This window comes from Chitinophagales bacterium, from assembly GCA_017303835.1.
Classification (GTDB): Bacteria; Bacteroidota; Bacteroidia; order Chitinophagales; family Chitinophagaceae; genus JAFLBI01.
Genome location: JAFLBI010000002.1, coordinates 319,872 through 337,654, shown reverse-complemented (window position 1 = coordinate 337,654; position 17,783 = coordinate 319,872). Strand labels below are relative to the sequence as shown.

Here is a 17,783-nt window from a genome sequence, read left to right as displayed (position 1 = left end):
TAGTTTATTTATGATTTGTCAATGACTGCTAATTTGAATTACCATTCAGGGTTCTGAATCAGCTTACCACCTGAGTTATCGATAGCCTGCTGTGGAATGGGATAGAATCTGTGCTTGTTCTGATAGCCCTGACCACCCAAAACGCTAATGGCCTGACCCCAACGAACCAGATCAAAGAATCTTTCGCCTTCCATTGCCAATTCAACACGACGCTCATTGCGAATAGCTGTACGCATCTGTGCCTGGTTTGCAAATGTGATTGCAGGTAATACACCTGAAGCACCACCTCTTGCTCTTGCACGAATCTGCTCCAGATAATTAGCAGCCAAAGTACCATTGCCTGATTCATTAGCCGCTTCAGCTGCCATCAGAATCACATCTGCATAACGAATCACACGCTGGTTGATCCAACCACCCTGACGGTTTGCGGTGAAAGTTTGCATAGAAGGCTCAGGATACACTTTGTTGTTCCAGTACATACGAGGAATTGCAGGGAAAGATGGTACGGTTTTGCCATAACGATCTGCCTGACCAGAATACAATACTGTTGATTTCAAACGAGGGTCGTTTGCATCAAAAGCATCTACCAGGTTTTGTGTTGGTGTGTTCCAACCCCAACCCAGATCCCAGTCGCCGCTACCACGAACACCTTGTGCAATAGCATACCAGCTGAAATAGTTATCGGCGTTATTGGCACCAATACTTGCCTGAATTTCGAAGATGGACTCGCTGTTGTTCTCACCAGCTTCTTTCCAGATATCATCGTAATTAGCTGTTAAAGAATACTCACCAGAGCTAATCACATTCTGACAAAGCGTTAATGCAGCACTCCAGTTCTGGCGATACAATTGTGTCTTAGCAGCCAATGCTTGTGCAGCACCCTTGGTTAAACGACCAGGGAATCTGCTTGAGCCCGCAGCGTTTTTCCAGTTGAGTGGCAGGTTTGCTGCAGCAAACTGCAGGTCGGCATCAATCAAGGCATAGATTTCTGCTACACTTGCTTTAGGGCGTTGTGCATCTACTGCGCTGTATACACGAAAATCAATCTTAGGCACTTCACCAAAAGCACGTACCAGATCAAAATATGCGAAAGCACGGAAGAAACGGGCTTCAGCTCTGTTGATTTGAGAAGCTGCATCAGTCAGCTTGAGTGAGTCAGCAATCTGCAATGCAGTATTTGCCTGACCAATCAGCACATAGTGCTGATCCCAATAAGTAGTATTGCTCCAATGGTCTTTTACATACTGGAACTGATCATAGATCACACCCCAGTCTGCACCATCTGCCGCAGAGCTACCTTTTTCAGAATCATCAGAACGGAAGTTGTTCATAGCCAGCCAAGGAATACCACCGAAACCTTGTCCGGCAACATCACCGTTTCTGATTGCACCATACAGACCATAGATCTGACCTTCCAGACCACCCTGATTCAGGTCTTCCAGTGTAGCGTTTAGTGGTTTTCTGTCCAGGAACTTACTACAAGCACCCAAAGTTCCCACCAACAGAATAGCCATTACCCATTGGCTCCACAGTAAGGTTTTTCTTTTCATATTATCTGTTTATAGATGTTTATTATTAAAAGTTTACGTTGATACCGCCGGTAATCACCATTGGCAGCGGACCGTTACCATTATCGATACCGAATGAAGTAGCAGTACCACCAAACTCTGGTGTATAACCTGAGTTACGCTTCCATGTTTTCAGGTTCTGTGCGTTTACGAATACGCGCAGACTCTTAATCCATGCTTTAGCAAGCGTAGCTGAGCTGAAGTTGTAACCTACCTGAATATTTCTCAGACGGAAATAGCTACCATCTTCAATACCATAAGTACTTGGTAAACGGTTAATCGCTCTGTTAGCACCCAGGATTGGATCCCAGTTAGAAGTACCCTCACCTCTCCAGCGATTCATTTTGAATGCAGGATAGTTAAATGTAGTGAAGGGCAATTCTGAGCTACCCCAGAAGCGATAGATTTCATTACCGTAAACACCATTGAAATCCATGCTCAGGTCAAAACCCTTGTAGGTAATATTTGCGTTCAACCCGTACATGAAGTCTGGTGTAGGATTACCAATTAATGTTCTGTCTTTTGAATCAATAATGCCATCACCATTTACATCCTTATACTTGAAATCGCCAGGACCGTACTCATAACCAACAACTCTTGGAGAGGAAAGTTTGTCGTTATAGCTCTGATACAAACCTTCAACTACATAGCCGAAGAAGTAACCAACAGGATAACCCTGCTCTGTTTGGTTTGGTCTTTCTTCACTTGCAGTGAGTTTGAAAGTTGTTTCACCCATTCTATTCTTGAATGTTGTAAGGTTACCACCAACAGTGAAGGACAGGTCCTTGTTCACTTTGTGTGAGTAGCTTGCAGATAATTCAATACCTGTATTGCTCAATGTACCTACGTTACTTAAACGCTGACGGTTGTTTCCATCTGGTACCAGAGACAAAAGATCACGGGTTGTTTTGTCGTAATAAGTGATTTCACCATGCAGTTTATTCTTCAGCATGTTGAATTCAATACCGATTTCTTTAGCATCCACAGTTTCCCAACGCAGGTTCTGATCTACGTTGTAAGCCAGTGAATAAGCAGGAGCAATCACGTTACCGAATACGGCTGTGTTACCAGATTGCAATGCAGGATAAGCAGGATAATCAAAACCGTAAGTGTTCTGCACACCCAGGATACCCCAAGATGCTTTCACTTTCAGGAAGTCGAATATCTGCTGATTCTCCATGAACTTCTCCTTAGTTGCTTCCCATGCAGCACCTACTGAGTAGAAGCTCTGCCACTGTCCATTTTCAGGTCTCCATGCAGAAGTACCATCGCGACGGAAAGAAGCATTCAGCATATACTTTCCTTGGTAGTTATACAACAAACGGAACAGACCAGATACCTGTGCGCGCTCCGTTTGCGCAGAACTACTTCTGCGTGTTGTTTGATCAACAAAACCATTGTCAATATACCAGAAACGCTTATCAGCAGGGATAGGATCACCGTTAGAAGCCTGACTTGCTGATGCGAACAAACCACGGTAATCAGTATAATAAGTCGTTAAACCAGCCATAGCAGTAAGACCATGATCGCCAAAATTGCGCTTATAGGTCAGGATATGATCCTGCTGCAGTTTTGACCAGTTTTGTGTATTCTGAGATACGCTGGTGAAACGGTTGTTTCTGTCAACGAAAGAAGGACTACCAGAGCCGTTTGCTGGATTGAATGTATAAATGATAGGATTGTATGTTCTGGATGTCAGGTTGCTGGCATCTACATACAATACACTACGCAAGTTGAAATGACGAAGGAAGTTTACTTCTGCAAAAGCACTCGCTACAACACGGTTCTCATAGCGCAGTTCTTTGTCCCACTTCATTTCCAGGTTCATCAGCGGGTTGCTGATCTGTGCATTTTGGATAGCGAGTTCAGAGTACAAACCTCTTGCTTCATCATAAGGATTTGTAATTGGCAATACGCGGCGTGCATCATACAGCAGACCGTTGGCCTGGCTGAAAGGCAGACGCTGACGGGTTGCACTTACATTGAAACCAACTTTAAAAGTCTTACTGATTTTATACTCATCACTCAGGTTGAGGTTAATACGCTGTAATTTTTCGTGCTTAACCACACCTTCATCTGTGATGAAACCAACACCCATATAGAATTTGTTTCTATCTGTGCTGGCACTTACGCTCAGGTTATTGGCAGAGTAACCACCAGTGCGTGTCATTGCATCAATCCAATCAGTATTACCTGTCCAAGGCGTATAATCAAAACGCTGGTTAGCAGGAACACCAATATTGGTTTGCTCTTCATCAAAGAGTTCTTTGAACTGAGCGGAATTTGCCATGGCAATTTTGTCAACCAGTTTCTTGAAACCAAAAGTAGAGTTGAAGTTTACGACCACCTGACCAGACTTAGCCTTCTTAGTAGTGATGGCAATTACACCTGTTGCACCACGTGCACCGAAGATGGCCAGTGAAGATGGATCTTTCAACACTTCAATAGACTCGATATCATTAGGGTTTAAGAAGTTGATATTATCGTTCCAGATACCATCCACAACATATAATGGACGGATACCACCGATACTTACTGTACCGCGGATACGAATATCTGGTTCAGCACCAGGCGTACCTGAGTTTACTACAGAAAGACCAGCCACTCTACCCTGCAATGATGCAACTGGGTTAGGGTTGGGCTTATCTGCTACTTCTTTACCTGCAATCTTTACAATAGAACCGGTCAGGTCGCGCTTGCTAGCGTTACCATAACCAATCACCACCACTTCATTCAGGTTAGCAGGAGCAGCCTGCAATACCAGACTGATATCCGTTCTGTTACGAACAGATACTTCCTGAGAGATATAACCTACGGCAGAAATCACCAAAGTAGCATCATCGGCTACTATTAAGGAGAAGCGGCCCTCAGCGTCAGCTGCTGTACCAAGCTTGCTGCCTTTTACGGTAATGCTGGCACCTGAAACAGGCTGACCATCAGCACCAGTAATGCGACCACTCACTTTTACAGGAGGTGGAGCAGGAACGCCTGCAGCTTCCTCTACATTCAGGACTACCAGGTCGTTATCTAATAATCGGTAATTAATACCAGTTCCGGCGAGCAGCTTGCGCATCACTTCGTCGAGCGCAGCATTATTCACCTGCAGCGATACTTTACCAGATTTTTTCAGTATTTCCTGATTATACAGGAACCTGAACTGGGTTTTCTTTTCGATCTGCTGCAAAGCTTGTTTCAGATCTGCAGACTGGAGACTCACAGACACTTTGGTCTGGGAAAATCCATTAGCATACACATTGAGACAAGCGAACAGCAAAAAGGCAATCGTCAGTTTCATGGCCCGCATCATTTTAGTCATCGCGGAATTTTTTATCCGCGGAAGCAGTCTTTGGTGTACTTTCATGTTGAAAAATTAAAAGGTTGAGCTTAAACAGCCAGCCATTGAAGGCTGCTGATGGAATCGGCAAGTTTCTTTCATAGTTTTTCAAATCGGGGGAAGATGTGGCAGCATCTTTCCCTTCTTTTTTAGTTATCAATCGTTTTATTATTTCATATTAGTTTGGTCTGGCTTTCTGTATCGTTACCTGTCTTTCCCTAACAACAAATCCAAATGGTGTACCCGGAGTTGTTAACTGCATGGCTTTCAAGGCTTCAGCAAGTGTTTCATCGCGAAAACTTCCTGTAAAGCGCAGGTCTTCCAGCTCAGGATCTTCAAATCGAATCTCCACAGCATACCATTTCTCAAACTTATTGGCAACCTGACGGAATGATTCGTCAGAGAAAGAAAGCATATTATAAACCCAGGCCGTTTCAACAACCTGATTGTCTTCCAAAGGCTTGGCCAGCGCTTGTAAGCTGGCAGTAAAAGCAGCTGGTGTAACACGAAGGCTAGGCATTTCTTTAGCACTGTTCACCAGGCCATGCTCGTCAACTACCAATTTCTGCTTGGGCTTCAAGTAGAATTTCTTACTCTTATCATTAGAGAGTGTTACCTCAACAGAACCTTCAATCAATGCTGTTTCAGATGTAGGCTCCTGCGCATAGGCACGTACATTAAATACAGTACCGGTAACACGAACATCCATACGTGAAGTATGGATTACAAATGGAATCTGTTTGTTTTTAGCTACATCAAAATAGCCCTCACCTTCTAACCAGATTTCACGATGCTTTTCGCCAAAGCCATTGCCATAAGTAAGTTTACTGCTGGCGTTTAACCATACCTTACTGCCATCCGGCAATGTGAGCTTGGTTTTAGAAGCCGGGCGCGTTGAAACTTGGTTCTGGTTGATGGCAGCAATTTCCCGCTTTGTTTCACTAGCTGGGCGGAATATCCACCAACCTGCTAAAGCAAATAGAAAAACTGCTGCTACGCGCACACTGCGCCATAACCAGATGCGGGGGGATCGATCTATTTCAAGAGCTGAATCAGCTGCTAATTCGATGCTCGGTGAAGCCCATTCAATACCGGATTGCTCCATGCGATGCAGATGTTTTTCCCATAAATCCTGGGAAGCATCCTCATTGGTAACAGTACTTTTTTGCAGCCAGTAAAGCGTGATTTGCTGAACCGCTTCCTCCAATTCAGGATTGGCTTCCAGCAAAGCATAAAACTCATCCAGCTCAGCTTTTGTAGCTTCTCCGGAAAGTTTGAGGCTCAATAAGTACCAAATTCTATCTGGCATACAATCGGGTTCAATTTGGCTAAGACAGGAAAAAGCTTCCCATCCCCCAAAGGGTTTTCAAATTTCTTTAACTTATTTTCTGGAACGAAACAAAGCAGCAGACTGGACAGCATCTGCCAGTTTTTTCAACGCTATAGCTAATTGATTTTCAACGGTTTTTGGACTAAGGTGTAGCAGTTCGGCCACTTCCTTTTGCTTCAGTCCGTCTTCCTTCACCAGCTTAAAAATGATTTTGCAGCGATCAGGCAATTCCTGGATAGCCTGAAGTAATTCCTGCTTTACTTCTGCCCCAACTGTTTGCTCAAAGGGGTCTGCGCTGATGGCGGCCATGTCCAGCTCCAACTGATCTACCTGAAGCGAGAATTGCCTATTCTTACTTCTTAAATGATTAACAGCAAAGTTTCTGGCCGATACATACAGATACATTTTCAAATGCTGCACATGATCGAGCGACTTACGCTTTTCCCAAATACGGATAAATACATCAGATACAATTTCTTCCGCTACTTGCTGCTGCTGAACAATGGTTTTGGTAAACCGGATTAACTGTGGCGCAAACCTTGCAAATAGTTCTGCATATGCCTGTTGGTCTTCGCGTGTAGCGATGGCATGCTGTAATTCATGTATGTGCAAGCTGTCGTAATGCATCTCTTATAACAGGATAAATGTAGGGGTAAATACGCTGCAAACGATTGAAAAATTGTGAACAGAACTATGATTTTTGTCATGTAATCAACTGATTACGAGTGTGTAAGAAGTACACATTGTTATGCAAAGGGCGCCAGATCTGAAGCGCAAACACGATCACGCCAAAACAATTTTCTTGTGCAACACATCCGCCAATGCGCAATAAAACCTGCCGCAGCAGTTATAAGTGCAGTGATGAAAATAAGACCGGTTATTGAAGTCAAAGGCATGAGCCAGCCAGTTAATAAAGCGCCAACCACATAACCCATATCGCGCCAAAAACGAAACAAGGACAAAGCATTTGCGCGTTGGTTTGGATGTGTATTCTCAGCAATGACTGTCATAAAATTGGGATAGACCAGTGCTGTTCCCGCACCTAAGAAAATCAATGCCAATAAAACCAGAGCATATTGATTCACTACAGCTAATAAAACCAATGCGGCAGCTTGCAAGAACATACCACCGGTTATTAATTGCTTCTTGCAAAACTGATCACCAGCTCTTCCGGTTATTAATTGCAGTCCACCCCACACCAGCGGATACACAGCTGCGGCAAAGCCCATTTGTGTGATGCTGAATCCTTTTCCCATAATCAGCCCGGGCAACAATAACCAGATAACTGCATCATTCAAATTATTGACAAACCCATTTATACTTACAGAACCAAGATTATGGTGCCGATAGCTTACCTGTTGCGACAAATCATGAAAGATTGCTTGAGAAGAATGTGCAGCTTCGGCCTGAACAAATGCATGCGTATCATTTACCCATACCAAAGTGAGCAACAAACCAACTGCCACAAAAAAGAAACCGGGAATGAACGGATAAAAAGCTAGTCCGTAGGATTTAGCCAAAACAGTTGCAAAATAAGCTGCCAATCCAACTGATGCATAACCAGCAAACTCATTCAAGCCCATGGCAAGTCCCCTGTCTTTGGAACCAGCAATATCAATCTTCATTACTACTGCAGCAGACCAGGATAAACCCTGATGAATCCCTAAAAAAATATTGGCAACAAAAATCCATACCCAGCTCTCAGCAAAACTCAATAGAAAAGGCACCGGCAATGCAAATAACCATCCAAGCAATAGTAACTGCTTACGTGTAAGGCGCTTCAACAATTTTGCTACTGCTAGATTGGTGATGGCTTTTACCAAGCCAAATGCAAGTACAAAACTGGTAAGGACAATGCCTAATTGCAAATGAAATATCTGCACACCTAAATCAGCCAGCACACTGCGCTCTAAACCAATCATGGCACCCACAAAAGCATTCACGATCACCAGCAAAACAAATTGTCTTGCATTTTTTCTGATACCAGATTCAGGCTGTGTTGTATGGTGTATTGCCTGCAACATAATTGGTTACTTACCGGCAGATTGCTGCTTTCGCGCAGCGATGATAGGCTTAAACGGACCGAACTTATGTTGCTCCTCGCTGAATCCATCAGCATAAGGACCGAAAGGATGATCCACAGGTTTCTTACTAATATCTGGCCAATCTTTTGAAATATCCTTAGCAGGATGTTGTTGTGCATTGATGAATGCAGCCACATCCCAACATTCTTCATCTGTTAAAGCAGGTTGCTCATGAGAAGCTTGATTAAAAGGCATATTGTCTTTGATGTATCCTGCCAATCTGCTTAAGCGATATAACCCTGCACCAGTATTATAGCTGTGCGGCCCCCACAATGGCGGGTAATTATACACGATTCCATTGGCATCTGGTTGACCCTGTCCGTCTGCACCATGGCAACTCACGCACTTAGCACTATAGACTTGTTTGCCCTTTTCAGGCGATGCAGATCTGTCCAGATAAGTCAACTGTGTGATACCAACCCCCTTCATCACTTTTCCTTTTAGCACATCTTTGCCCAACCATTGTATATAGGCAATGATTGCTTTCATCTCACGTGAATTGGAATCAATGGCGCTGCCATTCAAACTTCTTTCAAAACAATCGTTCACGCGCTTGGAAATACTTTCTATACTGCCACTTCTATCACGGAATTTTGGATAAGTTGCTGCAACAGCACCATAATTATTTCCCCAAGCTTTTCTTCCACCATTTAAATGACAGTTCTGGCAATTCATGCCGTTGGTGATTTGTGCAACGCTACCCTTGGGACCAAAATATCTTGCCGTATTAATGATCAAATCCTCACCATACAAAAGTTCATCAAGCGCATTTCCCTTGGGCGTTTCATCTGTATACAAACTGGGGGCTACCCAATGACTATCCACTATAATTGCGGAAGTCAAATTGGCTGCAGGAAAAGTAGCAGGACGCAATGCACGTTCCACAAATGCGCCTAATACAATCAAGGCAATTAGGTATACCAACCAATTTTGTTGCAGATGTTTCATGACAAATCAATTTTAGTGTGGCAGTTTATCGCGCAAGTAGCCATATGTCCAGGTACCTGCGATGGCACTCAACACAACTACAGCAATCACAAATACGCCTGTACCGATTTGTGCAAACAAAGGACCAGGACAAGCACCGGTTAATGCCCAACCCAAACCAAACAATAAACCACCATAGATCTGGCCTTTGTTAAACTTCTTAGGATGAAACTCAATAGCCTCGCCGTGTATGGTTTTTACCTGAAATTTTTTAATCATGAAAACAGACAATGCACCAACTACAACAGCTGTACCTATTACACCATACATATGAAAACTCTGCAGTCGAAACATTTCCTGAATTCTAAACCAGGAGATGATTTCCGCTTTCACGAATACAATACCGAAAATGATACCAACAAGTGTGTACTTGAAATTATACCACCAAGGGTGCTGAATGTGTGATTCGTTCACACACATAGTATCTAAGGAACGAACTTCAAAATCTCTGTCATCAGCGTTTAAAACAGGCGCTTCAACAAATGCATTTATTTGAGACATATACGATGATTAATGTGTGATCAGATTATAATGCGAGAATGAAAGGGAGTATCCAATTGGCCATCAGAAAACCACCCACCATGAACATGATGGTTGCCACGAGTGAAGGCCACTGCAAATTGCTCAAGCCCATGATGGCATGCCCGGATGTACAACCACCGGCATATCTAGATCCAAAGCCAACCAGAAAACCACCGCCAATCAGCATGACCAAACCCCTTACCGAAAACAGACTTTCAAAAGAGAACAATTCTTTAGGCAGAATACCTGATCTATCGGCAATACCTAAAGCATTTAAATCATTACTTAAATCCGGGTGCACGACAATAGGATCTGGATTCTGCAACAAAGTGGCTGCAATGATTGCACCACCAAAAATGCCCATCACAAAAAAGAAATTCCACAGTTCCTTTTTCCATTCATACTTAAAGAAATTGATATCTGCAGGAAAGCAAGCTGCGCAAGCATGTCTGAAATTGGCTGATAAACCAAAATGCTTATTCCCCAGAATCAATAAGGCGGGTACAATCAACCCGATAATCACTCCGGCCACATACCACGGCCATGGTTGTTTCAATGTTTCTAACATACCTGTACTGTTTTGTGCGTTTGTAAATATGTGATGCTCTGAAATCTGTATCTGTGCTTTATATCACCTAACAAAAAATCCTTAGAAATGATAATTTACAACAAAGTTCCATTGCTGCATGTTCACTTTATTAATGATGAACTTTTCTGGTAAATCAGCTGTAGCTGCCTTCCACTTCACCAAATACAACAATTGCGCTTCCAAACCCTCCATTAGGCCGGTAAACTTATGCCGAATATCCAAATTTGTTTGAACGTAAGATGGTAAACCATATTTATTCAAACGCGTATCAGACACATCTGGCAATTGATAATAACCTGTTCCAAATTGCACACTGGTTAGCGCTGAAGCAAAATCGTATCTCACTCGCCCAACAAGCGCATGTACATCACCTAGTCCGTCATTACGTTCCCGTGCGAGAAAAGTAAAGAATGGATCTCGCCCCCACTCTCTTGGCATCAGGTATCTTCCTTTGGCAGTAATCCGATTATAATTCAATGACAAAGCCCATTGCCTGTTCTCCCAACCAAACTTTGCACCAAAACTCAAGGATGAAGCCCCCTTCGGGAAATATGCTTTTTGCTGAGCTGCATTGCCTCCTTCAGCTACACTTTGCTGATGTATGAGCTGAGCAGCACTTATCCATCTGGGTTTAGTCTGTTTTGATTGATAATCTAACTGCAACATAGCCGTATTAAAAACCCTGTCAGAATACAAATTCCAAACCTGCATTTGCCAATTAGTTACTAACTGCTGTTTCCAACCCAACATTGCAACAAAATTGCTGTGTGTATTATCCCGATACTCAGACTTGCTGCCATCAGGGTTTACACCAACCGGGTAAATACCAATAGATTCGCCAATACCATACCACTTAACTGTGCCTCGTGGAGATATCCTGTATAACCACGACATTTCTAGACGGCTTTTGGGTGAAGCCTGCCAGTTAACCACCAAACCTTCTACTCCGGTTGGACGCATTCGCCCGTCTTGTAGATTAATGAATGGCGTATTGATTAACTGCTTACCAAAAATGATTTGCAATTGTTTGGATTGGTAGCTTACATGCAAATCCTCTAAACGGTCAATATCATTCTTATTCGCCGGATCTTCCACATCAAATAATGCAGTTTCATAACGATTTGAAGCACCTGTTTTCGGATCAGGTTTTGCTAAATCAGCAGAAAAAGTATTGAATACAAAAAAACCGCTCACTACAAATTTCAATTTGCGAAAACGTGCCGTCTCATAGCGAATAGCACCACCTGTACCATTGGCATAATAGTCTGTAAGACCGGCCTGATTGTCTGTTACCATCAGGAAATTACGAATATGCCCATGCACTGTCCCGCTGGTAAAAGCATGATGCAATGAATTGGAATCTTTCGCAGATTGCTTCTGCTTCCAGATACCGGGCCGCTCTTGTAATTCTTGATGCTGGGCGGGCAATACATTACTTATCAACAGCAATGCTGCCAACCAAATGACTCTTTGCATGAAGGGAAGTCTTTGTGTATGACGAGTTATAGCGCCAGTGCTTCTTCTAAACTGCCTCCGTTGTAAATATTGGTAAAACCCTGCTGCTGCAAATAGCCAACAGCCTGACCGCTTCTATTGCCACTTCTGCAATAAAACACCACAGGTTCTTTACCCAAACCTTGAATCTCGTTCAAACGATAAGGCAATTCATGTAAGGGAATATTCAACGCCCCTTTTCTGTGACCACCCTGGTATTCAGCTTCGGTTCTTACATCTACAAATAAAGCTGTTGCTGTATCAAATGTTGCTGTCATAACGAATAAATTATTGTACAATTTTTCCTTTATACGCCTGTATACCACCATCTATTTCTGTAATGTGCTGAAAACCTGCAGCCTGCATTTTAGCCACTGCGGTTTTACTCCGCTTTCCACTTCTGCAGTACACTACGTAATGTTTGCGTTTATCTAATTGCTGTATGTGTTGTTGAAAAGCAAGTGTATCCAAAACATTGTAATTGATTGCCTTTGGTAAGTGCCCTTGCGCATATTCCTCTGCTGTACGAACATCTAAGACAATAGCACTGGCAGGTTGTCGCTGCCCGTTGACAACTATTCTGTTGCAAGCTGCAGCGACAAGCAGTGCCAAAACCAACCAAATCAATATGAATTTCTTGTTATGCATTAGATTAAAGCATCGTAGATGGGCATACATAATCGCTTACTGAGAACAAACCACTCTCTTTAATGGCTTTAAAGCCACCCTTTACATCTACCAGATTATGGAAACCTCTGGAACGAAGTATAGAAATAAAAATCATGGAGCGATAACCACCTGCACAATGCACATAGTAAGTTGCATCCTTATCCAGTGAACTCATTGCATCATTCACTGTATCCAATGGCGCATTTTCTGCGTTTATAATATGCTCACTAAAATGTTCGCTCTTCTTGCGCACATCCAGAATACGCACATCATTTTGCTTTTGCTGAATTGCAGCCAGTTCTGCAGCATCGATACTCTTAATGCTATCTACTTCAAAACCTGCTTTTCTCCATGCTTCAACACCACCTTCCAGGTAACCAATAACATAATCATATCCTACACGACTCAGACGCGTTACCACTTCTTCTTCTGTGCCAGGCTCAGCTACGATGAGTATTTCCTTGCGGATATCCGGAATCAAAGCGCCAACCCATGGTGCAAACTGTCCATCAATACCAATATTAATGGAGTTAGGTACAAAACCCTGCGCAAATACCTGGGCCTGACGAACATCCAATACAACAGCACCTGTTTCTGTAGCAGCTGCTTCAAACGCCTGAGGTGAGAGCGCCTTTAATCCTCTCTCCAATACAGTATCAATACTTTCATAACCCTGAATGTTTAACATTACATTCAATGGGAAATAAGCAGGCGGTGCTACCAGACCATCAGTAACTTCTTTAATGAATTCTTCTTTGGTCATATCTGCACGCAATGCATAATTGTTCTTCTTCTGATTACCGAGCGTATCTGTTGTTTCCTTACTCATATTTTTACCACATGCAGAACCAGCGCCATGTGCAGGATAAACGATAACCTCATCAGGCAGCGTCATGATCTTATTACGCAATGAGTCGAACAAATGACCAGCCAAAATTTCCTGCGTAAGATCAGCTTTTACTTTCTGAGCCAAATCAGGACGACCAACATCACCAATAAACAGTGTATCACCACTGAACAAACCAACTGGCTTTTGCTGCGCATCTTTCAACAGGTAACAAGTACTTTCCATGGTGTGGCCAGGTGTGTGTAATACCTGAATAGTGAGCTTACCTACTTTCAGTTCTTCACCATCTTTTGCAGAATAGAAATCGAAATCTGGTTTTGCATTAGGACCGTACACGATGGGGGCACCAGTTTTCTTTGACAAATCCAGGTGACCAGAAACGAAGTCTGCGTGGAAATGCGTTTCCAACACATACTTAATCTTAGCTCCGTTTCGCTCTGCCTTCTGAATATAAGGCTGTACTTCACGCAATGGATCAATGATCACTGCCTCACCTTCACTTTCAATGTAATAAGCTCCCTGAGCCAGACATCCTGTATAGATTTGTTCAATCTTCATAGCAACTATTTTTAAATTTTTATGATGCAAAAATGTAGGTAGTAATAAGCCGTATCAATGACTTAAGTCACACATAAAATTTTTAATGTGCAGATACGCCAGCTGACAACAACTCCTTTAGAATAATGTAAATGCCCATTACCAGTACGAACCAGCCAAAACCTTTCTTCAAGCTGGATGCAGATACTTTTTTACTAAGTCCGTTTCCAATAAAAATGCCCACAATAGCTAATGCTGCAACAGAGAGCAATAAAGTCCAATCCATAACCATATTACCCAGATCGCCAGTAAAACCAATTAATGACTTGGCTGCAATAATTAAGAGTGAGGTACCCACAGCTTGCTTCATTGGCAATTTGCTAAAAAGTACCAAAGCAGGTATGATCAGAAAACCACCACCGGCACCCACCAAACCAGTCAGGACGCCCACGATGGTCCCTTCCAATAAGATCATGGGATAATTAAAATGTTGAACTGCATTTTCATCTGTTGCACCAGATTGTTTTTTATCCCTGATCATAGATACAGAAGCAAACACCATTAGTACTGCAAACAAAATCATCATAAGCAGTGCCTTGGTAACTACAAAATCTCCGACACTGAACACCTCTTTCGGAATTGCGGGCACTATCCATGCTCTTGTTGCATACACAGCAAGAATAGACGGAATGCCAAAGATGATTGCAGTCTTCAGATTCACTTCACTTGAGCGATATTTAGGATAAACACCAACCAAGCTTGTTGAGCCTACAATAAATAATGAATAAGCCGTTGCACTTACAGGGTCAACACCAAACAGATATACCAATACCGGTACGGTAAGTATAGAGCCACCGCCACCAATTAAGCCAAGCGACAATCCTATTAACAAAGAAGCTATGTATCCGGCTATTTCCATATTTTTTTATTTGCTGGCAAAACTGCGTTTCCTGAAAAGAAGTATTTGTGACAGGAATCACAGGGAAAGAAATTTTAGTCTTTTCTAATCCACTCAAAGGAATTGCGGTTGATTTGTATCCAACCATTTTTCTCCATCTTCTTCATCAGCCGGCTGATGACCTCACGGGATGTATTCAGATCTGTTGCAATCTCCTGATGTGTCAACTTCACATGATGACCAAACTGCTTTACCTGCCTGCGCAAGTAAAATTCCAGTCTTTCATCCATATTCTTAAAAGCAATTTCATTAATGGTATTCAAGAGCTCCTCATACCTTGAACGATAGGTCTTAATGACAAAATAGTGCCAGCTTTTGTATTTAGACAACCAGCTGTCCATATACTGAAGTGGAATAGTCAACATAACCACATCTGTTAGGGTTCTGGCCATTACCTGACTAGTTTCCTGTGCATAGGTACACACCATTGAAACCGCACAAGCCTGACCAGGCTGCAAGTGATAAATCAAAAACTCATTGCCAGTCTCATCTTCCTGATAGAGTTTCACCACACCTTCCAGTACCAACATGGTTGAACGAATGGTCTGGCCAATCCGCAATAAGGTGGAACCTGCCGGATACTCTTTCAGTTCAGCATGTGCCAATAACTCCTCATACAGCTCAGCTTCCAGTCCTGGAAACGACAACTTCAATTGCTCTAGTGTCATGAACAATCCATTACTTGATTCAATAATAATAGCAGAACAAACCAATGCAAATAACGTTGCGTACACCCTCAGCGGTTGTGACAAATGTCACAGCCAGTTAGCGAAAGGTATAACCCACACCCTGCAATTGTGTTAGCAAGGTGTTTGGTGCATCTGTAGCCGTACATCTTCCCTCCAGTTTTGGAGAAACCGGAGAGTGTATTTTCAGGTATTCCTCTATGATGGTATGCAAGCTTGCACCAAGACGCTTTGGCGATTTTACCCCTTCTACTCTACAAATAGTGGTATCAGGATCACCCTCACGCTCACAAGCCACAAAACTGTATTCCTTATCCATAACTACAGGCGCACCTTTTACTTTTATCCAATTTACCCGTTTGCCAGCTACATTGCCAATTGTGAAATTCACTTCCATCCCCTTGAATCTTACCACCCAGCCGCCGAAACGCTTGGAGGGATCTTTGGCAAATGCGTTTTGCAATTCTTTTTCCATCCAATCCCACAGCTGCTTACCTGTGATCACACCAATCTTTGCTTCACTGTCTACAGGCAGCATATTCCATAAATAATCAACGGTTATATCTGCTTCGCCTTTTACAGGATCTGGCACTAGTGGCGGACAAAAACGAAAACCATTACTCAGCGCTATATCCGGTTGAAACTTCCACATAATGGCATCGGTAATCATATTATCCATTGGCGTTTCAATCACATAATAGCGAACCAAGGGCGTTTTTGTTTTACCAATCACCCTATTCAACTCTTTTACATAAGGCGCACGTGCTGCTGCAACCATTTGCACCATGGCGGGATCCGGCTTATCTCTTGCAGGGTCTACATCCAATAACTGATAAGTATGTTCCTTCACCACACCCTTTTCTACTACGATATCCAGCTTTGCTACAAAAGAGCCAAATGCGCCGGGCTCAGTCACTTTCGCAAATTTTCCTTCAATAGGTGTTCTCACACGTTCATGCGTATCAGCCCCAAGTATATAATCTACTCCTTTCACCTGTGGTATATTGGCCAAACCTACCTGCTGTGCCAAACCCATATGCGTTAATAGAAACACCATCTGACATTGCTCATACTCTCGTAGTATGCGCACATATTGCTCAATATTCTGTTCAGGAAAACTAAACTTGATACCATCGCTGTAAGCAGGCGATTGACGCTTAGGCGTAAGTGGATCATTATATCCAATGAAGCCAATCTTGATGCCACCAATGTAACGGACATGGTATGGAGGAAAGATCAATTCACCTTTTCTTTCATCATTGGTATCATGAAACATGTTTGCACATACTTTCACACCGTTATACGCAAACATATCCTGCATCATCATTTCTTTGCCATAGACTACTTCCCAGTTACCTGGTAGCATAATATCATACCCAATTTGATTCATCAGGGGCACAATCGCTTTACCCTTACTCATGGCAGCCACGCCACTACCCTGAAAACAATCACCGCCATCAATCAGCAGCGTGTTTGCCGGATTATCTTTCCGTAAACGGTCTAGCATTGTTTTCAAAGTGGCAAATCCGCCACGTTTACGATAAACAGGTTGCTCATTTTCCCAGAAAAACTCATCATGCACCATCAATTGCGCATGGATGTCTGCTGTGTGCAATAAAGTAATGCGCTTGGCTTTACCTTGCTCAATCACTTTACTTTGAGCCATCTCTTTGAACTGCCCGGCCTGATCCTGATCTGCTAAACTACTGGCAGCCAAAGGCGAAGCAAGCAAACCCCCACCAACACCTAAACCCAACTTACCTGCATTGCGAAGAAAGTCGCGCCTACTTTCCGCAACCGTCGTCTGGTGAGCTTTACGTTCCTGATCAGAAATGGCTTTTTCAACGCATGCATGACAGGTGCATGTGTTTTGCTTGTGTGTTGACATGGCAATCGTTCTTGTTTATCAAATGAAAATGCGGGCTTTAAAGTAGCGCATGAGTGACCACAGTCACATATAACCATTCAATGTAATAAAAAACCCCGGAAAAGAATTTCCGGGGGGATTTGCTACATCCTGAAACCAAAAACAAAGTTTGTTATCACTCAGTATATGATAATGATCAACGATTGCAGTACAAAACTATCTTTCTAAGCCAGTGTCGCATATCGCTGTAACTACCAAACTCTTGTAGAAAGATCACTACAATATTCTCCTGAAGGAATTGATTTGTATAT

At 42.8% G+C, this 17,783-nt stretch carries 16 protein-coding genes; all 16 read right to left on the bottom strand.

Translation table 11 applies throughout. The features are described 5' to 3' along the window. Positions 1-38: 38 nt before the first annotated feature. A complete protein-coding gene (locus J0L83_14165) occupies positions 39-1,550 on the bottom strand; it encodes a RagB/SusD family nutrient uptake outer membrane protein (GenBank protein MBN8665722.1) in 1,512 nt (503 codons plus the stop codon). 25 nt (positions 1,551-1,575) lie between these two features. Further along, entirely contained in the window at positions 1,576-4,863 is a 3,288-nt protein-coding gene (locus J0L83_14160; protein ID MBN8665721.1) for a TonB-dependent receptor, read from the bottom strand. Between the two features lie 13 nt (positions 4,864-4,876). Beyond that, positions 4,877-5,062, bottom strand: coding sequence for a hypothetical protein (locus J0L83_14155; protein MBN8665720.1), 186 nt, complete (start codon positions 5,060-5,062; stop codon positions 4,877-4,879). Positions 5,063-5,080: 18 nt separating this feature from the next. After that, positions 5,081-6,211: a FecR family protein gene (locus tag J0L83_14150; GenBank protein ID MBN8665719.1), complete on the bottom strand. Its 1,131-nt coding sequence runs from the start codon at positions 6,209-6,211 to the stop codon at positions 5,081-5,083. Positions 6,212-6,283: 72 nt separating this feature from the next. Further along, entirely contained in the window at positions 6,284-6,859 is a 576-nt protein-coding gene (locus J0L83_14145) for an RNA polymerase sigma-70 factor (GenBank protein MBN8665718.1), read from the bottom strand. A 119-nt stretch (positions 6,860-6,978) separates the two neighbouring features. Beyond that, complete coding sequence (locus J0L83_14140; protein ID MBN8665717.1) at positions 6,979-8,256, bottom strand: MFS transporter; 1,278 nt, start codon at positions 8,254-8,256, stop codon at positions 6,979-6,981. A 6-nt stretch (positions 8,257-8,262) separates the two neighbouring features. Then, complete coding sequence (locus J0L83_14135) at positions 8,263-9,264, bottom strand: c-type cytochrome (GenBank protein ID MBN8665716.1); 1,002 nt, start codon at positions 9,262-9,264, stop codon at positions 8,263-8,265. Positions 9,265-9,276: 12 nt separating this feature from the next. After that, entirely contained in the window at positions 9,277-9,804 is a 528-nt protein-coding gene (locus J0L83_14130; protein ID MBN8665715.1) for a YeeE/YedE family protein, read from the bottom strand. A 25-nt stretch (positions 9,805-9,829) separates the two neighbouring features. Further along, positions 9,830-10,393: a YeeE/YedE family protein gene (locus J0L83_14125; GenBank protein ID MBN8665714.1), complete on the bottom strand. Its 564-nt coding sequence runs from the start codon at positions 10,391-10,393 to the stop codon at positions 9,830-9,832. Positions 10,394-10,474: 81 nt separating this feature from the next. Further along, on the bottom strand, positions 10,475-11,890 hold the full coding sequence (locus tag J0L83_14120) for a hypothetical protein (protein MBN8665713.1): 1,416 nt from the start codon (positions 11,888-11,890) through the stop codon (positions 10,475-10,477). A 26-nt stretch (positions 11,891-11,916) separates the two neighbouring features. Then, positions 11,917-12,186, bottom strand: a complete 270-nt coding sequence (locus J0L83_14115) for a rhodanese-like domain-containing protein (GenBank protein ID MBN8665712.1) — start codon at positions 12,184-12,186, stop codon at positions 11,917-11,919. Positions 12,187-12,196: 10 nt separating this feature from the next. Further along, positions 12,197-12,556 carry a rhodanese-like domain-containing protein gene (locus tag J0L83_14110; protein ID MBN8665711.1) on the bottom strand — a complete coding sequence of 120 codons (360 nt, stop codon included), beginning with the start codon at positions 12,554-12,556 and terminating at the stop codon, positions 12,197-12,199. 4 nt (positions 12,557-12,560) lie between these two features. After that, complete coding sequence (locus J0L83_14105; GenBank protein MBN8665710.1) at positions 12,561-13,982, bottom strand: MBL fold metallo-hydrolase; 1,422 nt, start codon at positions 13,980-13,982, stop codon at positions 12,561-12,563. An 82-nt stretch (positions 13,983-14,064) separates the two neighbouring features. After that, positions 14,065-14,880: a sulfite exporter TauE/SafE family protein gene (locus J0L83_14100; protein MBN8665709.1), complete on the bottom strand. Its 816-nt coding sequence runs from the start codon at positions 14,878-14,880 to the stop codon at positions 14,065-14,067. Positions 14,881-14,954: 74 nt separating this feature from the next. After that, positions 14,955-15,587: a Crp/Fnr family transcriptional regulator gene (locus J0L83_14095; GenBank protein ID MBN8665708.1), complete on the bottom strand. Its 633-nt coding sequence runs from the start codon at positions 15,585-15,587 to the stop codon at positions 14,955-14,957. 97 nt (positions 15,588-15,684) lie between these two features. Further along, on the bottom strand, positions 15,685-17,493 hold the full coding sequence (locus tag J0L83_14090) for a bifunctional metallophosphatase/5'-nucleotidase (protein MBN8665707.1): 1,809 nt from the start codon (positions 17,491-17,493) through the stop codon (positions 15,685-15,687). Between the last annotated feature and the right edge of the window lie 290 nt (positions 17,494-17,783).